The following is a 16,654-nucleotide window of genomic DNA, read 5'->3' as shown; positions in this document are numbered from 1 at the left end:
ACAACCGTGGGGCGCGGCCGGGGCGGCGACTGTGCGGGCGCCCAGCGCATGTGGCAGGCGACGGCGCTGCCTGTCGTGTCGGCGTGCCGCCTTCCGTCCCGGGTGCCGCCCCTGCGGTTATTTCTTGAAGGCGCGGGCGCTTTCCACTAGGAACACTCCATGCACACCGTGCTTCGTTCCATTCTCATCGTCACCAAGTCGGGCCACCGCGAGGCGGAGGCCCTTGGCGAACGCATGCGCGCCTGGCTGGCCGCGCGCGGTCTTTCGGCGCGCGTGGTGGAGAACACGGGCGATGCCGTGTCGCTGGCCGTGGCCGGGCAGGAATGCAGCCTGGCCCTGGTGCTGGGCGGCGATGGCACCATCCTTGGCGTGGCCCGGCGACTGTTGGGCTCGGGGGTGCCGCTGCTGGGCGTGAACCTGGGCAAGGTGGGCTTTCTGGCAGAGGTGGCCGCCACCCGCTGGGAATCCAGCCTGGAGCGCCTGCTGTCCGGCGGCGTCACCGTGCAGGAACGGCTGGCCCTGTCCTTCCGCGTGGAGCGCGACGGGGCCACGGTGCATTCCGGCGGTGCGGTGAACGACGTGGTCATCAATCGCGGCATTCTCGCGCGGGTCATCAACCTGGACCTGCGGGTGGGGGCCGAGCGGCTGGGTGAACTGCGCGCCGACGGGCTGATTGTCTCCACCCCCACCGGGGCCACCGGCTATTCCGTGTCCGCGCGGGGGCCGCTGGTGCACCCGCAACTGGACGTGTACACCGTGACGCCCATCTGCCCGTTCCTGAACAACCTGCTGCCGCTGGTGCTGCCCGGCGAGGCCCGCCTTTCGGTGGCGGTGCGCGAGCGCACCACCGACGTCTACCTGACCCAGGACGGGCAGGAAGGCTACGCCCTGCACGCGGGCGACGTGGTGCACGTGGAGCGCGCGCCCGGCGGCATGCTGTTCGCCACCATCGAGGAACTTTCGTACTACCGCAAGCTGAAGGCCAAGGGGTTCATCAAGGACCAGTCCTAGCTCCGGTCCCACGGGCCGTGTCCGTCCCGTGCGCAGACCATCCGCGCATTCCGGTCGCCCCGCTGGCCCGTCCATTCCGTCTCCGCGACGGCCCTTTGCCGGGGGGCCGCCCCGCCGTGCCACCCGGCCCGCCGATACGAGGTCGCCATGCGAAAGCTGCCCGAGTTCGACGCCGTCAGGGACATCCGCCTGCGCAAGGACCCCTATTTCGACGCGTGGATCTACAACTTCATGACCGAGAACAATCTCGAACACCTCATGAACCCCACGCTCATCGCCACGCCGGAGCAGTTGCGCTTCATGGTGGCCCTGGCCGACGATCAGGTCTACGTGCCCTGTTCGGACGACACCTTTCGCCTGCTCACCGCGCAGGACACGCCCCGCGCGTTGCAGGAGCAGTACAACCGCGCGTGGCGCATCATCATGCGCCTGGTGCGCAGCGCCACGCACATCGAAAAGCAGGTCAAGCGGCGCATCATGCAGTACTGCCGCCACCGCTTCCGCCTGCACATCAGCCAGCACACCGCCATTCCTTCCCGGGTGGTCAAGCGCCTGACCAGCATCGTGCTTACCCAGTCCGGGCAGGAAGATCCGTGGACAGGTCGCAAGCAGGCCGCCAACCGCAAGGCCCGCACCCTGTTGCAGGACCCGGCGTTGCAGCGGTTGCTGCGCCGCCCCCCCGCGCGGCTGGACCCGAACCGCGACATCGTGGACATGCGTTGGGAACTGGACCTTACGGAACTTGTCCGGCTGCTGCATGTGGCCATGCGCGGTCGCCGCTGGCTGGAATGTCCGCCCTCGCCGCTGGAGGTGGAACAGGCCCTGGAGTCGGTGGGTGAACCTTCCGCCCAGTTGCGCCTGCTATTCGGGCCGGAAACCGAGCCGCGCAAGAAGATCCTGTACCTGTGCGACGGTGACGGCGGGGTCATGTTCGACCTGGCCGTCATCCGCGTGCTGCTGCGCATGGGGCACCAGGTGGTGCTGGCCCTGAAGGAAGGCTTTTTCTTCTACGCCCCCATGATCTGGGACGCGGAGTCCGACCCGGTGCTGAAGGAGGAGATGGAATCCGCCTTCGTCCTGCACGACGACAGGGTGACCAAGAACGAACTGCTGCGCCACCTGCGCGAACATCGCTTCGTGGTCATCTCGGACGGCACGCGCGAGCGGCTGAACCTGTACCGCGCCAGCGTCACCTTTGCCCGCGCCTGGAAGGAATGCGACGTGGTCATGGCCAAGGGCTGGCGCGCCGACCATACCTTTCTGCGCACCAGCCACCAGTTCACCCGTGACATCGTGTGCTTCTGGTGCGACGACGACGGGCAGTGCCACATCACCTGCAAGCCCCGCGCGACCGGGGTGCGCAAGTTCACCGAAAAGGACCTGACCGGCAAGGCCGACGAGATCATCGAGGCCATGCGCGAGGCGCGCCAGCAGGGCAAGGCGGTGATGTTCTACAGCTGCATCATCGGCTCCATTCCCGGCCAGACCAAGACCGCCATCAATGTCGTGGATACCTTTGTCCGGCACCTGCGCGAGAAACTGGACACCACCTTCATCATCAACCCCGCCGAGCACTTCGAGGAAGGCATGGACGGCGACGACCTGATGTTCATGTGGGAGCGGGTCCAGCGCAGCGGGCTCATCGACGTCTGGCGTTTCCAGACCGTTGAGGATATAGAGACGAGCTTCGCGTTGCAGGAACGCAAGGTGCCCTCGGTGTGGTCGGGCAAGGATTCCACCTACTCCACCGGCTGCACCAAGGAAATGCAGATCGCCCTCGACATGCAGAAGAAGCACCGCGAACTCCAGATCATCGGCCCGCTGCCGGACAACTTCTTCCGCCGCCGCGAATACGGCGTGGGCAAGTACTTCGACGTGGGCATCAGCGGATAACCCAGCCTCAAGGATACATGATGCAGACCCTTCATGCCGTGGCGACGCTGCTCACGGATTGTTTCGACGCCCAGCACCGCGCCACCGCCGAGTGGCACGTGGCCGAGCCCCCGGCGCACGAACCCGCGCCCGTTGCAACGGACGCCACGGAAGCCGCAGACGTGGTGGCCGACGCCGCGTTGCTGCACCGGCTGGTGCTGGCCCAGCACCTGATGAACTTCCGTCTGTGGCACGTGGAAGACACCGCCCGCCGCACCGACGTGGGCACGGATGTCATTGCGGACTGCAAGCGCACCATCGACGGCCTGAACCAGCGCCGCAACGACTACATGGAAAAGGTGGACGCCTGTGTGGTGGCGCTGCTGCGCCCGCATCTGCCCGCGCCTGCCCCCGGCCAGCGCTCGCGCCATAACACCGAGTCGCTGGGCATGGCCGTGGACCGGCTGTCCATTCTCAGCCTGAAGATCTTCCATATGGAAGAGCAGGCTGAACGCGCCGACGCCGCGCCCGACCATCGCGAACGCTGCGCCGCCAGGCTGGCCGTGCTGCGCGAGCAACGCGCCGACCTGGCCCAGGCCGTGCTGGACCTGACCGCGGAGTTCCTGGATGGCCGCAAGCAGCCCAAGGCCTATTACCAGTTCAAGATGTACAACGATCCCAGTCTCAACCCCGAGTTGTACAAGAACGTGAAGGGGTAGGCAGGTGGAGTTGAAGAGAGAATAATCGGGGGAAGGAACCTTTTGGAAAAGGTTCCTTCCCCCGGACCCCCAACCTCCCAAACTTTTTATTTGGGTAAGTTCCGAACTTGGCTGGGTGCAAGGGGAATGGGACAATATGGGGGTGCAGGGGGCGTAGTCCCCTGCCCGCCGGAGGCGTAAAAATCGTACCAACCCAGCCCTCCGGTACGAACGCCGTAGCAGACAAGTAGTTCAGGAGATTCGTCATGGCCTTGTATGAAGCCGTCATCGGGCTGGAAGTGCACGCCCAGTTGCGCACGCGGTCCAAGCTGTTCTGTTCCTGCTCCACCGCGTTCGGTGCGGCCCCCAACACCAACGTGTGCGAGGTGTGCTCCGGCATGCCCGGCGTGCTGCCGGTGCCCAACGCCCGCGCCGTGGAATACGCCGCGCGCATGGGCATGGCCGTGAACTGCACGGTGAACCCCGTCTCGGTGTTCGCGCGCAAGAACTACTTCTATCCGGACCTGCCCAAGGGCTACCAGATTTCGCAGTTCGAAACGCCCATCTGCGAGCATGGCCACCTGTACATCACGGTGAACGGCCAGACGCGCCGCATCGGCATCACGCGCATCCACATGGAAGACGACGCGGGCAAGAACATCCACTCGGCGGGCGACAACGCCAGCTACGTGGACCTGAACCGCTCGGGCGTGCCGCTCATCGAGATCGTCAGCGAGCCGGACATGCGCAGCGCCGAGGAGGCTGTGGCCTACCTGAAGGCCCTGCACGCCATCGTGGTGTACCTGGGCATCTGCGACGGCAACATGGAGGAAGGCAGCTTCCGCTGTGACGCCAACGTGTCCATCCGGCCCAGGGGGCAGCAGGAATTCGGCACCCGCGCTGAACTGAAGAACCTGAACTCGTTCCGCAACGTGCAGCGGGCCATCGAGTACGAAATCGCCCGCCAGCAGGACGTGCTGGAGGATGGCGACGCAGTGGTGCAGGAAACCCGCCTGTACGACGCGGTGAAGAACGTCACCGTGTCCATGCGCGGCAAGGAAGAAGCCCACGACTACCGCTATTTCCCCGACCCGGACCTGATGCCCGTGCGCATCGCGGAAGACGATCTGGCCCGCTGGCGTGCCGACCTGCCGGAACTGCCGCAGGCCCGCCGTGCCCGGCTCATGGAGCAGCACGGCCTGTCCGATCAGGACGCGGACGTGCTGACCGCAGACAGGGCGCTGGCCGACTTCTTCGAGGCGGCCACGGCGGCCTGCGGCCAGCCCAAGAAGGTGGCCAACCTGATGCAGGGCGCGCTGCTGCGCGAACTGAACCAGCGCGCCGTGACCGTGGACGCCATCGCCATGCGGCCCGAAGCGCTGGGCGAACTGGTGCACATTGTCGAGGCCGGGCTGATCAGCGCCAAGATAGCCAACGACATCTTCGGCGAACTGGTGGAAACCGGCGCCATGCCCGAAACCTTCGTGAAGGAACGCGGTCTGGTGCAGATTTCCGACACCTCTGCCATCGAGACCGCCGTGGACGAGGCCATTGCCGAAAACCCGGCGGAAGTGGAAGCCTACAAGGGCGGCAAGACCAAGCTGATCAGCTTCTTCATGGGGCAGATCATGCGCAAGACCAAGGGCAAGGCCAACCCGGCCCTGGTCACGGAGTTGCTGCAGAAGAAACTGGGGTAGCTCGGGGCCATGCCGGGCACGGTCCGGCATGAAGATGGGATGCAGACGCCGAACGCAACGCGGGGGCGGAAGAACCGACAGAGTTCCTCCGCCCCGCTTCATTTTCATTTTTCGAGACAGGCGGACAGACCGAACGCGGATGGGCGGAAAGCGGGCAAGCGGACGGGCGGAAGGGGCAGAGGGGACAGAGGGGAGGAAGGCGGAAGGAAGCGGCTAGTCCCGTGCGGCCGCTACGGCCAGCCCGGCGTCCTGCGCGGCGTCGGTGAACGCGTCCATTTCCGGGCCATGGTCGTATCCGGCAAGGTGACCAAGGCCGTGCGCCAGCAGGCGCAGGGCGTGTTCCACCGGCTCCTGCCCGTACAGCTGGCATTCGCGCCGCCAGGTATCCAGCGACAGCACCAGCCAGCCAAGGTGGCAGGGGCCGCCTTCGTCCGGTCCATCGCCCGGACGGGCGTCGGGCCATGCCTCAGCGGCGTCATCCCGGTCTTCGGGCCCACCGTTTTCCGGCAGAACGGACGGCACTGGCGCGCCGTTTTCCGGCAGAACGGACGGCACTGGCGCGCCGTCCTCGGCGGGAAAGGACAGGATGTTGGTGGGGCCGGTGCAGCCAAGGTGCGCGGCATTCAGGCGGGCGATTTCCTCGTCGCCCACTAGGTCCAGTTCCACGGTGCATCCGGCAAGGCCCGTGGCCTCCTGCATGACCGCGAATACCGCACGCAATTCGCCGGGGGCCAGGGGCAGCATCCATCCCATGCCGGGGGCGCGGCGCAACACCAGCATGGTTGCCTAGACGGGCTTGCCGGTCTTGGTGGCGGCAGGGGATGCCGCCGGTGACGCGGGTGTTGCCGCTGCCGGGCCAACCGCCGGAGTGTCTTGCTGTTCAGTGGCGGGCATCGACGCCCCCGGGACCTGCGGGCCGTCGCCGTTGCCGCCGTCCAGCGTGCCGTAGCAGCAGGGCATGGGGGGCTGCGGTTCGGCACAGGTCGGGCAGGCCGGGCAAGGCGCAGTGGCCGAGGTGTCGGGGCAGGGGGGCGGACATGCCTGGCACGGTGCGTCGCCATTCCCGTCGGCCTGCTCAACGGCCTTGCCGCCCTTGTCCCCGTTTTTTTCCGGGCACTTTTCCGCGCCCTTTTCGCCGCACTTCGCCGCATCGCGGTCCGGGCTGCGGTCCGGCTGGCCGGGCCTGGTAGCGTCCGGGTAGCCGATGCGCTGGTGGAACAGCCCGGTGAGGATGCGGTGAAAGTTCTCGCCCAGCTTGTGCAGGTCCTTGAAGGTCAGTTCCGATTCGTCAAGCTGCCCTTCGGCAAAGATGCCCTTGACGATGGTGTCGATGTGCCCCTTGATGCGCGCCGGGGTGGGTTCCACCAGGGTCCGGCTGGATGCCTCCACGGCGTCGGCCAGCATGACGATGGCCGCCTCGCGCGTCTGGGGGCGCGGGCCGGGGTACTGGTAGTCCTGCTCGCGCGGGTTTTCGCCCTGGTTCACGGCCTTCTGGTAGAAGTAGCGGATCACCCGCGTGCCGTGGTGCTGGCCGATGATGTCCACGATCTCTTGCCCCAGGCGATGCTGCTGGGCCAGTTCCGCGCCCTTCTTGACGTGCGAGGTGAGAATCAGCGCGCTCATGGACGGGGCCAGCTTGTCGTGCTTGTTGCGCCCGCCGAACTGGTTTTCAATGAAGTATTCCGGGCGGCTCAGCTTGCCGATGTCGTGGTACAGCGCGGCCACCTTGCACAGCAGGCTGTTGGCCCCGATGGCCTTGGCCCCGGCCTCCACCATGTTCGAAACGATGAGCGAATGGTGGTAGGTGCCGGGCACGGCCACCATCAGGTCCTGCAATAGCGGCTGTTCCAGATTCATCAGCTCCATCAGCCGGAAGCGCGTGGTGTAGCCCAGGCACAGCTCGATGATGGGCGACAGCGCGAACAGCAGCAGCAGCGAGAGCATGGCGTTGACCGCAACCGCCAGCACTCCCCACGCCATGGACGCCGGGTCCACGTGGCCGCCCAGGGCCGTGGCGCCCAGCCAGATCAGCAACTGGCCCGCGCACAACGGCAGCATGCTCCAGACCACGTCCTGGCGGGTTTGCGCGCGGGTGACCAGCCAGGTGTTCCACATGGCGCCCAGGAAATAGAACATGAACAGGGGCAGCCCGCCGCCCGCCAGCACGGTGCAGAAGAAGGCCAGCAACAACCCGGTGACGCAATAGCGCCGGGCAGAAAAGATCAGCGCGGCAAGGCCCGCCGCCCCGGCCACGGGAAAGGCGAAGGCCAGCACTTCCGGCGTCAGCGACGCGCCCTGTTCCAGCACCCGCTGGCCCAGCAGGGTCAGCCCCTTGGACATCAGCGCGAACACCAGCAGCAGCAGCGCCACGAAGAACAGGTCCTTCTGGCGCACGGCGGAACCCATGCGCCCGCTGGGCGAAAACAGCATGCCCGCGCCCAGCAGCAGCGAGGTAAGCAGCACCCCGGCCACCGTGGCCAGGTGCACCTTTTCGCCCTTGCGCGCCCACAGGGCCTGCAATTTCAGCTGGTGCTCGCGGCTTACCCGCTCGCCCTGGCGCACCACCACCTCGCCCTTCTGGATGCGGTAGAACACCGGTTCCACGGCGGCGGTCATTTCCGCCACGCGGGCGTCGGTGGCCTCGCGGTTCAGGGTCAGGGTGGGCGAGAGCAGCGGCGACAGCAGCAGCACGGTGGTGCGGCGCACGGCCAGCGAGGCCTTGGTCTCGTTCTTCAGGTTCTGGCTCAGTTCGGAAACAACGGACCGCAGGTCGTGCAGGTTCTGCAGGTCGGTGCGCAGGGTTTCGCTGCCGGTGGCAAGGTCGCGCAGCAGCACGCCGCCCTTGAACTGGAGCACGATGCGCGCATCGGCGGAAACGCCTTCCGTCAGGCGCGATTCCACCCACGGCAGGGCGCGGGTGGTCACGAGGGTCTGCAATTCCTCGCTGGCCAGAATGCCGATGGTACGCTCGGTGATTTCCGTGCCCAGAGCCTCGGCCAGCTGCCAGCGCAGCTGTTCCTGTTCCGCCGGGTCGGCGTGGTTCACGGCCAGGAAGATGTCGTGCACCCGCTGGCGCAGGGTGGTTATGGGGTCGCGGCTCAGGTCGAACACGGCAGGTTGCAGTTGGGCCACCTGCTCGCGCCGGGCGCGGGTGCCCTGCACGTCCTCCACCAGCAGATCGCGGTCGGCGGTGACCTCTTGCGAGGCGATTTCACCGGCCACGTACAGCCGCACGGAGGGCGAAAGATTGGCGCCCGCCAGCACGGCCAGGGCGATCATGGTCAGGCAGAAGAAGAACAGCCCCGGTCCGGCCTGGTGGCGCGCCAGCCAGCGGAAGGGCGCGACCACCGATGCGGCGCTGAGGGCCTTGTGTCTAGCGGGAGTCTGCTGTTTCGTGGCGTTCATAGGCCTGCACGATCCTGCCCACCAGGGGGTGGCGGATCACGTCGTCTTCGTGAAAGCGGATGGAGCGGATTCCCTTGACGCCTTCAAGCACGCGCAGGGCGTGCACCAGGCCGGAACGCGACAGCGCGTCGGCCTTGCCCGATGCGGGCAGGTCTATCTGGGTGATGTCGCCGGTGATCACCGCGCGCGAGCCGAAGCCCAGGCGGGTGAGGAACATCTTCATCTGTTCCTGGGTGGTGTTCTGCGCCTCGTCCAGGATGATGAAGGCATCGTTCAGGGTGCGGCCCCGCATGAAGGCCAGCGGCGCAATCTCGATGATGCCCGTTTCCAGCATGTCGGCCACCTTCTGGAAGTCCTGCATGTCGTGCAGGGCATCGTACAGCGGGCGCAGGTAGGGATTCACCTTTTCCACCAGGTCGCCGGGCAGGAAGCCCAGCTTTTCTCCCGCCTCCACGGCGGGCCGGGTAAGGATGATGCGCTTCACCTTCTTGGCCAGCAGCATGGAAAGGGCCACGGCCACGGCAAGATAGGTCTTGCCCGTGCCCGCCGGACCCACGGCGAAGACCATGTCGTTTTCGCGCAGGGCGGCCACGTAGTCGCGCTGGCTGAGGGTTTTCGGGGTGATGGTCTTGCGGGGAGAAACCACGAACACCGCATCGCGGAAGATGCGCCGCAGGTCGGCGGAGGGATCGCGGTCGAGCATGCCGTAGGCATAGGCCATGTCGCGCGGGTACACGGGGTGGCCCGACTTCAGCAGGCCATACAACTGTGCCAGCAGGTTCAGCACCGTTTCGCGCACGCGGGGGTCTTCCGCGTCCACGGTGACGGTTGTTCCGCGCGTGTCCAGGCGTGCGCCCGACTTTTCCGCGATCAGGGAAAGGTTGGCGTTGTGCGCGCCGAACAGCTGGTTGGCCAGTACGGCGTCGTCGAATTCCAGCGTGGCGGCGGTGGTGGATTGCGACATGTGTCTCGTGGGTTGCGGTGGGCGGAGCGCGTTGCGGCGGTGCGGCAAACGCGCTGCGGGCCGATCCGGTTGCCGGGCGCATGCAACGCGCGGCACGGGAGCGGCCGTGGCTCCGTCCGGGCGTGATGGAAACGTGCCCGGCGTGCGGAAGCGCGGCAGAAAGCCCGAATGGCGAGGGGGCAGAGACTGGCCGCGCGAATGTCCGTTACCGCCCCGATAGCCCGTTTCCGCCGTGGCGTCCAATGGTTTTGCCCCGCACAGGGGCATCGGTATGTGGTGGTGCATGTATGCACGGTGGCGGACTGCGCGCCGCGTCGGCGGCGGCATGCGAGGCCGCCCGCAGGTGCCCGGACAGGTGGACCGACAAGGAGAGAACCCGTCAGCAGTATACTTTGGGGAGAGTGTGAAGTGGGGCACGTCAGGGGAGGCACGTCGGGGGGGGCACGTCAGGGGGGGGCACGTCAGGGGGGGGGCACTTATGGGAGGGCTCCGCAAGGCGAGTGAGCCCGCGCTGGCATGGGCGATGCATTAAGCAATGTAAAGGCGGAACCCGGCAAAATCGTCCGCCCGGAGGCAGCATGTCCATCTCGTCCATCTACGGCAGCTACGGAACCTACGGCATCGACCTTTCCTCGTATACCGACAGCAGCACCAGTTCGTCGTCCTCTTCGACGTCGGGCAGTTCGTCTTCCTCGTCCGGAAACACGGTGACCGGACTTTCGCTGGATTATCTGTCCCAGCTTTCCAGCGTGCTTCAGGAAATTTCACCCAACGCCAGCGGCAAGCTGACCTTCAGCGCGGTGGAAGAGTATCGCAAGCAGCTGGAGGAGGAATTTTCCGCCAAGGTGCGCGAGGACCTGACCAAGCTGGGCGTGGACAAGGACGTGGAGTTCCGCGTGGTGACCGACGAGAAGACCGGTGGCGTTTCGGTGATTACCGACAGCCCCGACAAGGCCAAGATCGAGAAGTACTTCAAGGACAACCCGGACATGGTCAAGCAGTTCCAGAAGATCCAGACCCTGTCCAACCTCGAGAAGGCCCGCAAGGCGGAAGGGTATTCCGCGCAGGACATCAAGACCCGCCTGCAGATGGAAGCCATGAGCGCCTGGTGGAGCGAGGACGGCGCCTCGTCGCAGATCATGGACTACACCGCCGATCAGGCCACCTTTCTTACCGGGTTGCGTGCCCGGGTATAGCTAACGGGGGCTGTGGCTGTCGCGCCTTGGCGGGGCTGCCATCGGCGGCCTTGCCTCCGTCCGATACGGAAAATCCCCGACCATTCCACGCTGGCTCCCCGGCACGCCCCGCAACCGGCGCACTCCGCAACCGGCGCACCCCGCAACGGGCCAGACGGGGCGCGGTATTGCCGGGGGTTGTCATTGCCGGGCGATTGCGGCATGACGTGCCCGTGAACGCGCCCGATCCCGACACCACTTCCGCCCTGTCCGTCGCCAGCAGCGGCATGCCCCAGATGGTCCAGACGACCCCGTCGCCGCCGTCTTCCACGACTGCGGACGGCACGCCGCTGCGCACCATCCAGGTGGTCAACGTGCGCTGGTTCAACGCCACGGCATGGTACGGCATGATGCTGGCCCGTCTGCTGCGCGAGGCCGGGCACGAAACCCTGGTGCTGGGGCTTGCGGGCACCGAATCCTTCGAGCGCGCCCGCGCCTGGGGTCTGGACCCCATCCCCCTGCCCCTGAACGCCGCCAATCCCTTCACCCTTGCGGGCCTGTACGGTGCGCTGCACCGCATGGTGCGCGATTTCCGCCCCCATGTGGTCAACTGCCACCGGGGCGAATCGTTCGTGCTGTGGGGCCTGTTGAAGGCGCTGCACGCGCGCGGGCCGCACCGCTTCGGGCTGGTGCGCACGCGCGGCGACCAGCGCCTGCCCAAGGGCAACTGGCCCAACCTGTTCCTGCACACCAGTGTGGCCGATGCGGTCATTGCCACCAATTCGGTAATGGCCGAGCACTTCGTCAATGAAATGGGCGTGCCCGCCGACCGGGTACATACCATACTCGGCGGGGTGGACGAATCCGTGTTCCGCTTTGACGCGGCGGGCCGTGCCCGCGTGCGTGCCGAATACGGCTGGACGGATGACGACTTCGTGGTGGGGCTGCTGGGCCGGTTCGACGCGGTGAAGGGCCAGCGCGAACTGATCGAAACCGTGGCGGGCCTGCGCGCGGGTCGCTGGGACGGTTCGCCGCGCCCGCGCCTGCGGCTGATGCTGGCCGGGTTCGATTCGGCCACGCCCGAGGCCACGGTGCGCGGCTGGCTGCGCGAGGCGGGCATCGAGGACATTTCGGTCATCACCGGCAAACGGCCGGACGTGGCCGCGTGCATTTCGGCCATGGACCTTGGCGTGGTGGCCTCTCTGTGGTCCGAAACCATCGCCCGCGCCGCGCTGGAGATCATGGCCTGCAACAGGCCGCTGGTGTCCACTACCGTGGGCGTCATGCCCGATCTGCTGCCCCACGGGGCGCTGGTTGCGCCGGGCGACATCGCCACCATGGCCGGGGCCATCGCCCATGCCATGGACAGCCCGCCTTGGCTGGAAATACTGCGCGATGCCTGCGGGCTGCGCATCGAAGGCCTGCACCGGGCCGATTTCCTGAATCGCACCCTTGATGTCTACAAGGCCGTGTGCCGCAATGTATGGCAGGGCAGTTGCCACCTGAATGAGCCGGACACCTCCGGCGGCACGGGCAGGGGCTGACAGTCCGCGCATTTCTGCCCAACATTTCCTTCACTCCGGCGGCGTACCCGCGCCGGACCACGCACAACGAACGGGCCACACCAATCGGCCCGCAGCGCACTATCCACAGCAGGAGACACACCAGTGAGCCTCAAGAGTTTCGCCAGCGACAACACCTCGGGCGTGCACCCGCGCATTCTCGCCGCCATGGAGCGCGCCAACGCCGGGCAGGCCCGCCCCTACGGGCAGGACCCGTACACCGAGCAGGCGAAAGAGGTGTTCGCCCAACACTTCGGGCCGGACATCGACATGTACTTCGTGTTTCTGGGCACGGCGGCCAACGTGCTGGGGCTGCGTGCCGTGACCCGTCCGTGGCATTCCGTGGTCTGCGCGGACGTGGCCCACATCAATGTGGACGAATGCGGCGCGCCGGAATCGGTGACCGGGTCGAAGCTCCAGGTCATCCCCTCGCACGACGGGCGCATCCGGGTCATGGACGTGGTGCCGCTGCTGCACATGATCGGCAACTTCCACCACAGCCAGCCGCGGGTCATTTCCATCACCCAGTCCACGGAACTGGGCACCGTGTATTCCCCGGCGCAAGTCCGCGCCCTGGCCGACTTTGCCCATGCCAACGGCATGCTGCTGCACATGGACGGCGCACGGCTGGCCAATGCGGCGGCGGCGCTGGACGTGAGCCTGGCTGCCCTTACCCGCGACGCGGGCGTGGACGTGCTGTCCTTTGGCGGCACCAAGAACGGCATGATGTTCGGCGAGGCGGTGATCTTCTTCAATCCGGAACTGTCGCGCGAATTCAACTTCATCCGCAAGCAGGGCATGCAGCTCATTTCCAAGATGCGCTTCATCGCCGCGCAGTTCATCGAAATGCTGCACGACGGCCTGTGGCTGGAAAACGCCCGCAACGCCAACGACATGGCCCGCCTGATGGCCGACAGCCTGCGCGGCCTGCCGCACGTCACCATCACCCGGCCCGTGGAGGCCAACGCGGTGTTCGCGCGCCTTTCGCCCGAACACATCGCGAAGTTGCAGCAGGATTTCTATTTCTACGAATGGGACCCGGTGCTGCACGAGGTGCGCTGGATGACCAGCTTCGACACCACCGAGGAAGACGTGCGGGAATTCACCGACGCCGTGAAGGCGCTGGGGTAGGTAAAGTCCAAGGAATCCTACAACTGGAGGGGTTTTATATGCCTCCGGCGGACAGGGGGCCATGCCCCCTGTACCCCCCATTTGTGGGGCAACGCTTGGCGATCTGGAATCCCACCATTTGAAAAGTTTGGGAAGTTGGGGGTGCGGGGGAAGAAACCTTTTCCAAAAGGTTTCTTCCCCCGCATTGATTTTTCTACAACCGCATCTTCGCGTACAGCCCGGCCAGCCAGGGGCGCGAGTACAGGAACAGGCGCAGCAGCAACCACGACGCGGGTTTGTCCTTGGCCTTGAAGCGGTGGACGTGGGCGGCGCAGCCGGGCGGGTTGGGCCCCATGGTGGTGGCGAAGAACACGGAAAAGCCAAGGGTCCGTGCGATGTCGCGGGCTTCGTCGCAGTACGCACCCCACGGCCAGCACAGCGAGCGCACGGGGTGGCCCAGTTCATCGGCAAGGGTGGCGGCGCAGGCAGACAGTTCGCGCGTCATGCGGGCGGTGCGGTCGGCGTCGGATTCATACGCGCCAAGGCCGGGTGGCGTGGCAGCGCAGGCTTCAACCAATACTTCAAGTTCACGCACCTTGCCGGAATCCTGGAAAAAGGCGTAGGCCCCGGCCTTGTCCTGGGGAACCAGGACACGGATGGCCTCCACCAGTTGCGGGTCGGGCACGAAGGCGCGGCGCAGCAGGGCGGGGCGCTGGGGAAAGGCGGGCAGCCCCCACGGCACGGCAAAATCCACCCGGTCGAAGGTGCGCGAGCGGTGGCCGGGGGCGTGAAAGCCCTTGAACTCCGGCTTGGCGAACACGGCGTGGTGCCAGTGGGAATGGGCGGCCACGGCCATGGTGCCGTCAGCCTCCATCAGCCGCGCCTCGTCCCAGTTGCAGAACAGGTCCTTGCGCTCGTCAAAGCCCAGTTCATGCCGTACGTAGGGGGCATCCACGCGGGGCAGGTCGTCTTCGCGGATGCGGCCCGCGCGCACGTCGTCCAGGGTGGGGCGGGGCGTGCCCTGTTCCAGTTTGCCCGCCACGGCAAAGATGACGCCCTTGTGCCCGTACTTTTTCAGAATGGGCCAGGCGTAGACGTAGTTGTCCAGAAACCCGTCGTCAAAGGTGATCAGCGCGCTGCGCGGCGGCAGGGGCGCTTCGCCCAGCAGATAGGCCTCGGCCTCGGCCAGACCGATGCCGGTCCACCCGGCGCGGCGCATGGCTTGGCAGTGGGCCTCGAAGGTGTCGGGATGGACGGCGATGGAATTCTTTCTGCGGCTGACGTAGTGGTACATCAGCACGGGCAGGCTCTTCAGGCCAGCGGATACGGCGGGGCGGGATGCGGACATGCGGTGACGGTGGCGGGGCCGGTTTGGGGGTATGAAAGGGCGGGGCCGTGGAAACGCGGTCCCGTTTGGCGTTTGTAGCGCAGCGGGCTGCGGTCGTCGAGGGGGATGGGACCATGCGGCGGCATGGCAGACGGCATGCGGGGCGGCCCGGTCGGGCGTACGGAAGGGCGCGCGGCAACGGGTTGGGCGCATTGTCCGTCGGTCTTTTGACGCAAGCCGCTTGACACCGGGGCGCGTCGGATTATCCTACAATGGCAGCAGGTTTGCAGCCTCATCGACGCTAAAGGAGAGCTATACGAGATGGCAGTCGAATACAAGGACTATTACAAATTGCTGGGCGTGGAGCGTTCCTCCCCGCGCGACGACATCTCGAAGGCGTACAAGAAGCTTGCCCGCAAGTATCACCCGGACCTGAACCCCGGCGACAAGAACGCGGAAGACCGCTTCAAGGAAATCAACGAAGCCTACGAGGTGCTCAAGGACGACGAGAAGCGTCGGCTCTACGATCAACTTGGGCCTAACTGGCAGCACGGACAACAGTTTCAGGGCGCGCCCGGCTTCGAGAACGTGCGTTTCGACTTTGGCGGCGGGCGCGGCTTTGAAGGTGCGGGGTTCAGCGACTTCTTCGAGACGCTATTCGGTGGTGGCGGTGGGCGGGCGCGCGGTCAGGGCGGTCCGGGAGGTCCGGGCGGACAGGGCGGCTTCGGGCCGGACCCGTTCGGCAACTTTTCGGCCCGGCAGCGGCGTGGCCGCGACGTGGAGGCCGAATTTTCGCTGACGCTCGAAGAAGCCTACCGGGGCGGGCGCAAGGCCGTGACCCTGCGCGAGGCGAACGGCGGCAGCAAGACGCTGGAGGTGAACATTCCCTCCGGCGTGCGCGAAGGCGGGCGCATCCGGCTTGCGGGGCAGGGCGACCCCGGCATGGGCGGCGGCCCGGCGGGCGACCTGTACCTGAAGGTGCGCGTGGCCCCGCATCCGCAGTTTACCCTGGATGGCGACAACGTGATCTACGACCTGCAACTGGCCCCGTGGGAAGCGGCCCTTGGCGCAACAGTGCGCGTGCCCACGCTGGACGGCGAGGTGGACGTTACCGTGGCCCCCGGCGCGTGCAGCGGGCGCAAGCTGCGGCTGCGCGGCAAGGGGCTGGGAACAGGCGCGGCGCGCGGCGACCAGTATGTGCGCATCGGCATCCGCACGCCTGCGGAAGCCACCCCGCGTGAACGGGAACTGTGGGAAGAACTGGCCCGGACCTCGGCGTTTCGGGCGCGCGACTAGCAGGCAAGACGACCGCAACCGGCACGGACATCCGCCGACACGACTTGCATCCGGAGGCGACAGCACATGTACCCCGATGACGGCAACGACCCTGGTCATGAGCGCGGGCACGACCTTGCGCAGGGCGGCGAACTGCCCATTCGTTCGGAATTCATCGCCTGGGCGGAGTTCCTTCAGGTGTCCGGCGTGCACCCCAGCCGCCTGGGCGAACTGATCGAACTGGGCTGGCTGGAGCCGCGCCGCACGGCGGGCGAAGGCTACCTGTTCCGCCGGATGGACGTGTACCGCACCCGCAAGCTGGAACGCATCTGCGCCGACTTCGAACTCAACAGCCTGGGCGGCTCCATCGTGGTGGACCTGCTGGACCGCATCGACCGGCTGGAACGCAGGGTGCGCGAGCTTGAGGCCCAGCGGTAGCGCCATGACCAGATGATTGCGCGGCCCGGCAGCGGAGCATCCGCACCGGGCAGCATCAGATTTTCCGCCACGGGCGCGCCGCTCCCGGCATCCAGTCCGGTGAAGCTGGCCGCCGCCCCG

General features: G+C 66.6%; 13 protein-coding genes. 9 read left to right on the top strand and 4 right to left on the bottom strand.

From position 1 onward, the window contains the following. Positions 1-159: 159 nt before the first annotated feature. The 4 genes from DESTE_RS03195 (at position 160) to gatB (ending at position 5,278) form a co-directional block, all read left to right on the top strand. Complete coding sequence (locus DESTE_RS03195; RefSeq protein ID WP_035064940.1) at positions 160-1,011, top strand: NAD(+)/NADH kinase; 852 nt, start codon at positions 160-162, stop codon at positions 1,009-1,011. Between the two features lie 147 nt (positions 1,012-1,158). Then, entirely contained in the window at positions 1,159-2,904 is a 1,746-nt protein-coding gene (locus tag DESTE_RS03190; RefSeq protein ID WP_035064937.1) for an ARMT1-like domain-containing protein, read from the top strand. Positions 2,905-2,924: 20 nt separating this feature from the next. Beyond that, positions 2,925-3,602: a DUF4254 domain-containing protein gene (locus tag DESTE_RS03185; RefSeq protein WP_035064935.1), complete on the top strand. Its 678-nt coding sequence runs from the start codon at positions 2,925-2,927 to the stop codon at positions 3,600-3,602. Positions 3,603-3,847: 245 nt separating this feature from the next. Beyond that, positions 3,848-5,278, top strand: coding sequence for an Asp-tRNA(Asn)/Glu-tRNA(Gln) amidotransferase subunit GatB (gene gatB / locus DESTE_RS03180; protein WP_035064932.1), 1,431 nt, complete (start codon positions 3,848-3,850; stop codon positions 5,276-5,278). Between the two features lie 213 nt (positions 5,279-5,491). On the opposite strand, the gene ybeY is transcribed toward gatB, so the two are convergent. Genes ybeY through DESTE_RS03165 form a run of 3 tightly spaced genes read right to left on the bottom strand, consistent with a single transcriptional unit; the run spans position 5,492 to position 9,647 of the window. Next, positions 5,492-6,058, bottom strand: coding sequence for an rRNA maturation RNase YbeY (gene ybeY / locus DESTE_RS03175; protein ID WP_035064928.1), 567 nt, complete (start codon positions 6,056-6,058; stop codon positions 5,492-5,494). A 6-nt stretch (positions 6,059-6,064) separates the two neighbouring features. After that, on the bottom strand, positions 6,065-8,683 hold the full coding sequence (locus DESTE_RS03170; protein ID WP_245590711.1) for an HD family phosphohydrolase: 2,619 nt from the start codon (positions 8,681-8,683) through the stop codon (positions 6,065-6,067). After that, a complete protein-coding gene (locus DESTE_RS03165; RefSeq protein ID WP_035064923.1) occupies positions 8,652-9,647 on the bottom strand; it encodes a PhoH family protein in 996 nt (331 codons plus the stop codon). Before DESTE_RS03165 ends, DESTE_RS03170 begins: the two co-directional genes overlap by 32 nt. A gap of 578 nt (positions 9,648-10,225) precedes the next feature. Between DESTE_RS03165 and DESTE_RS03160 the strand changes: the two genes are divergently transcribed. The 3 genes from DESTE_RS03160 (at position 10,226) to DESTE_RS03150 (ending at position 13,515) form a co-directional block, all read left to right on the top strand. Next, complete coding sequence (locus DESTE_RS03160) at positions 10,226-10,843, top strand: hypothetical protein (protein ID WP_035064920.1); 618 nt, start codon at positions 10,226-10,228, stop codon at positions 10,841-10,843. A gap of 329 nt (positions 10,844-11,172) precedes the next feature. After that, positions 11,173-12,366 carry a glycosyltransferase family 4 protein gene (locus tag DESTE_RS03155; protein ID WP_051384563.1) on the top strand — a complete coding sequence of 398 codons (1,194 nt, stop codon included), beginning with the start codon at positions 11,173-11,175 and terminating at the stop codon, positions 12,364-12,366. Between the two features lie 123 nt (positions 12,367-12,489). After that, the gene (locus tag DESTE_RS03150; protein ID WP_035064917.1) at positions 12,490-13,515 is read left to right on the top strand and encodes a threonine aldolase family protein; all 1,026 of its coding nucleotides are present in this window, start codon (positions 12,490-12,492) and stop codon (positions 13,513-13,515) included. A 193-nt stretch (positions 13,516-13,708) separates the two neighbouring features. Here DESTE_RS03150 and DESTE_RS03145 read toward each other — a convergent pair whose 3' ends face one another. Then, positions 13,709-14,842: a polysaccharide deacetylase family protein gene (locus DESTE_RS03145; protein WP_051384274.1), complete on the bottom strand. Its 1,134-nt coding sequence runs from the start codon at positions 14,840-14,842 to the stop codon at positions 13,709-13,711. A 300-nt stretch (positions 14,843-15,142) separates the two neighbouring features. On the opposite strand from DESTE_RS03145, the gene DESTE_RS03140 reads away from it, so the two are divergent. Then, positions 15,143-16,117, top strand: a complete 975-nt coding sequence (locus DESTE_RS03140) for a DnaJ C-terminal domain-containing protein (RefSeq protein WP_035064914.1) — start codon at positions 15,143-15,145, stop codon at positions 16,115-16,117. A 66-nt stretch (positions 16,118-16,183) separates the two neighbouring features. Next, complete coding sequence (locus tag DESTE_RS03135) at positions 16,184-16,534, top strand: chaperone modulator CbpM (protein ID WP_156925249.1); 351 nt, start codon at positions 16,184-16,186, stop codon at positions 16,532-16,534. Positions 16,535-16,654 lie beyond the last annotated feature (120 nt).

This window comes from Nitratidesulfovibrio termitidis HI1 (assembly GCF_000504305.1).
Classification (GTDB): Bacteria; Desulfobacterota; Desulfovibrionia; order Desulfovibrionales; family Desulfovibrionaceae; genus Cupidesulfovibrio; species Cupidesulfovibrio termitidis.
Note: the sequence above shows the minus strand (reverse complement) of the source record. Positions and strands in the feature narration are given on the sequence as shown.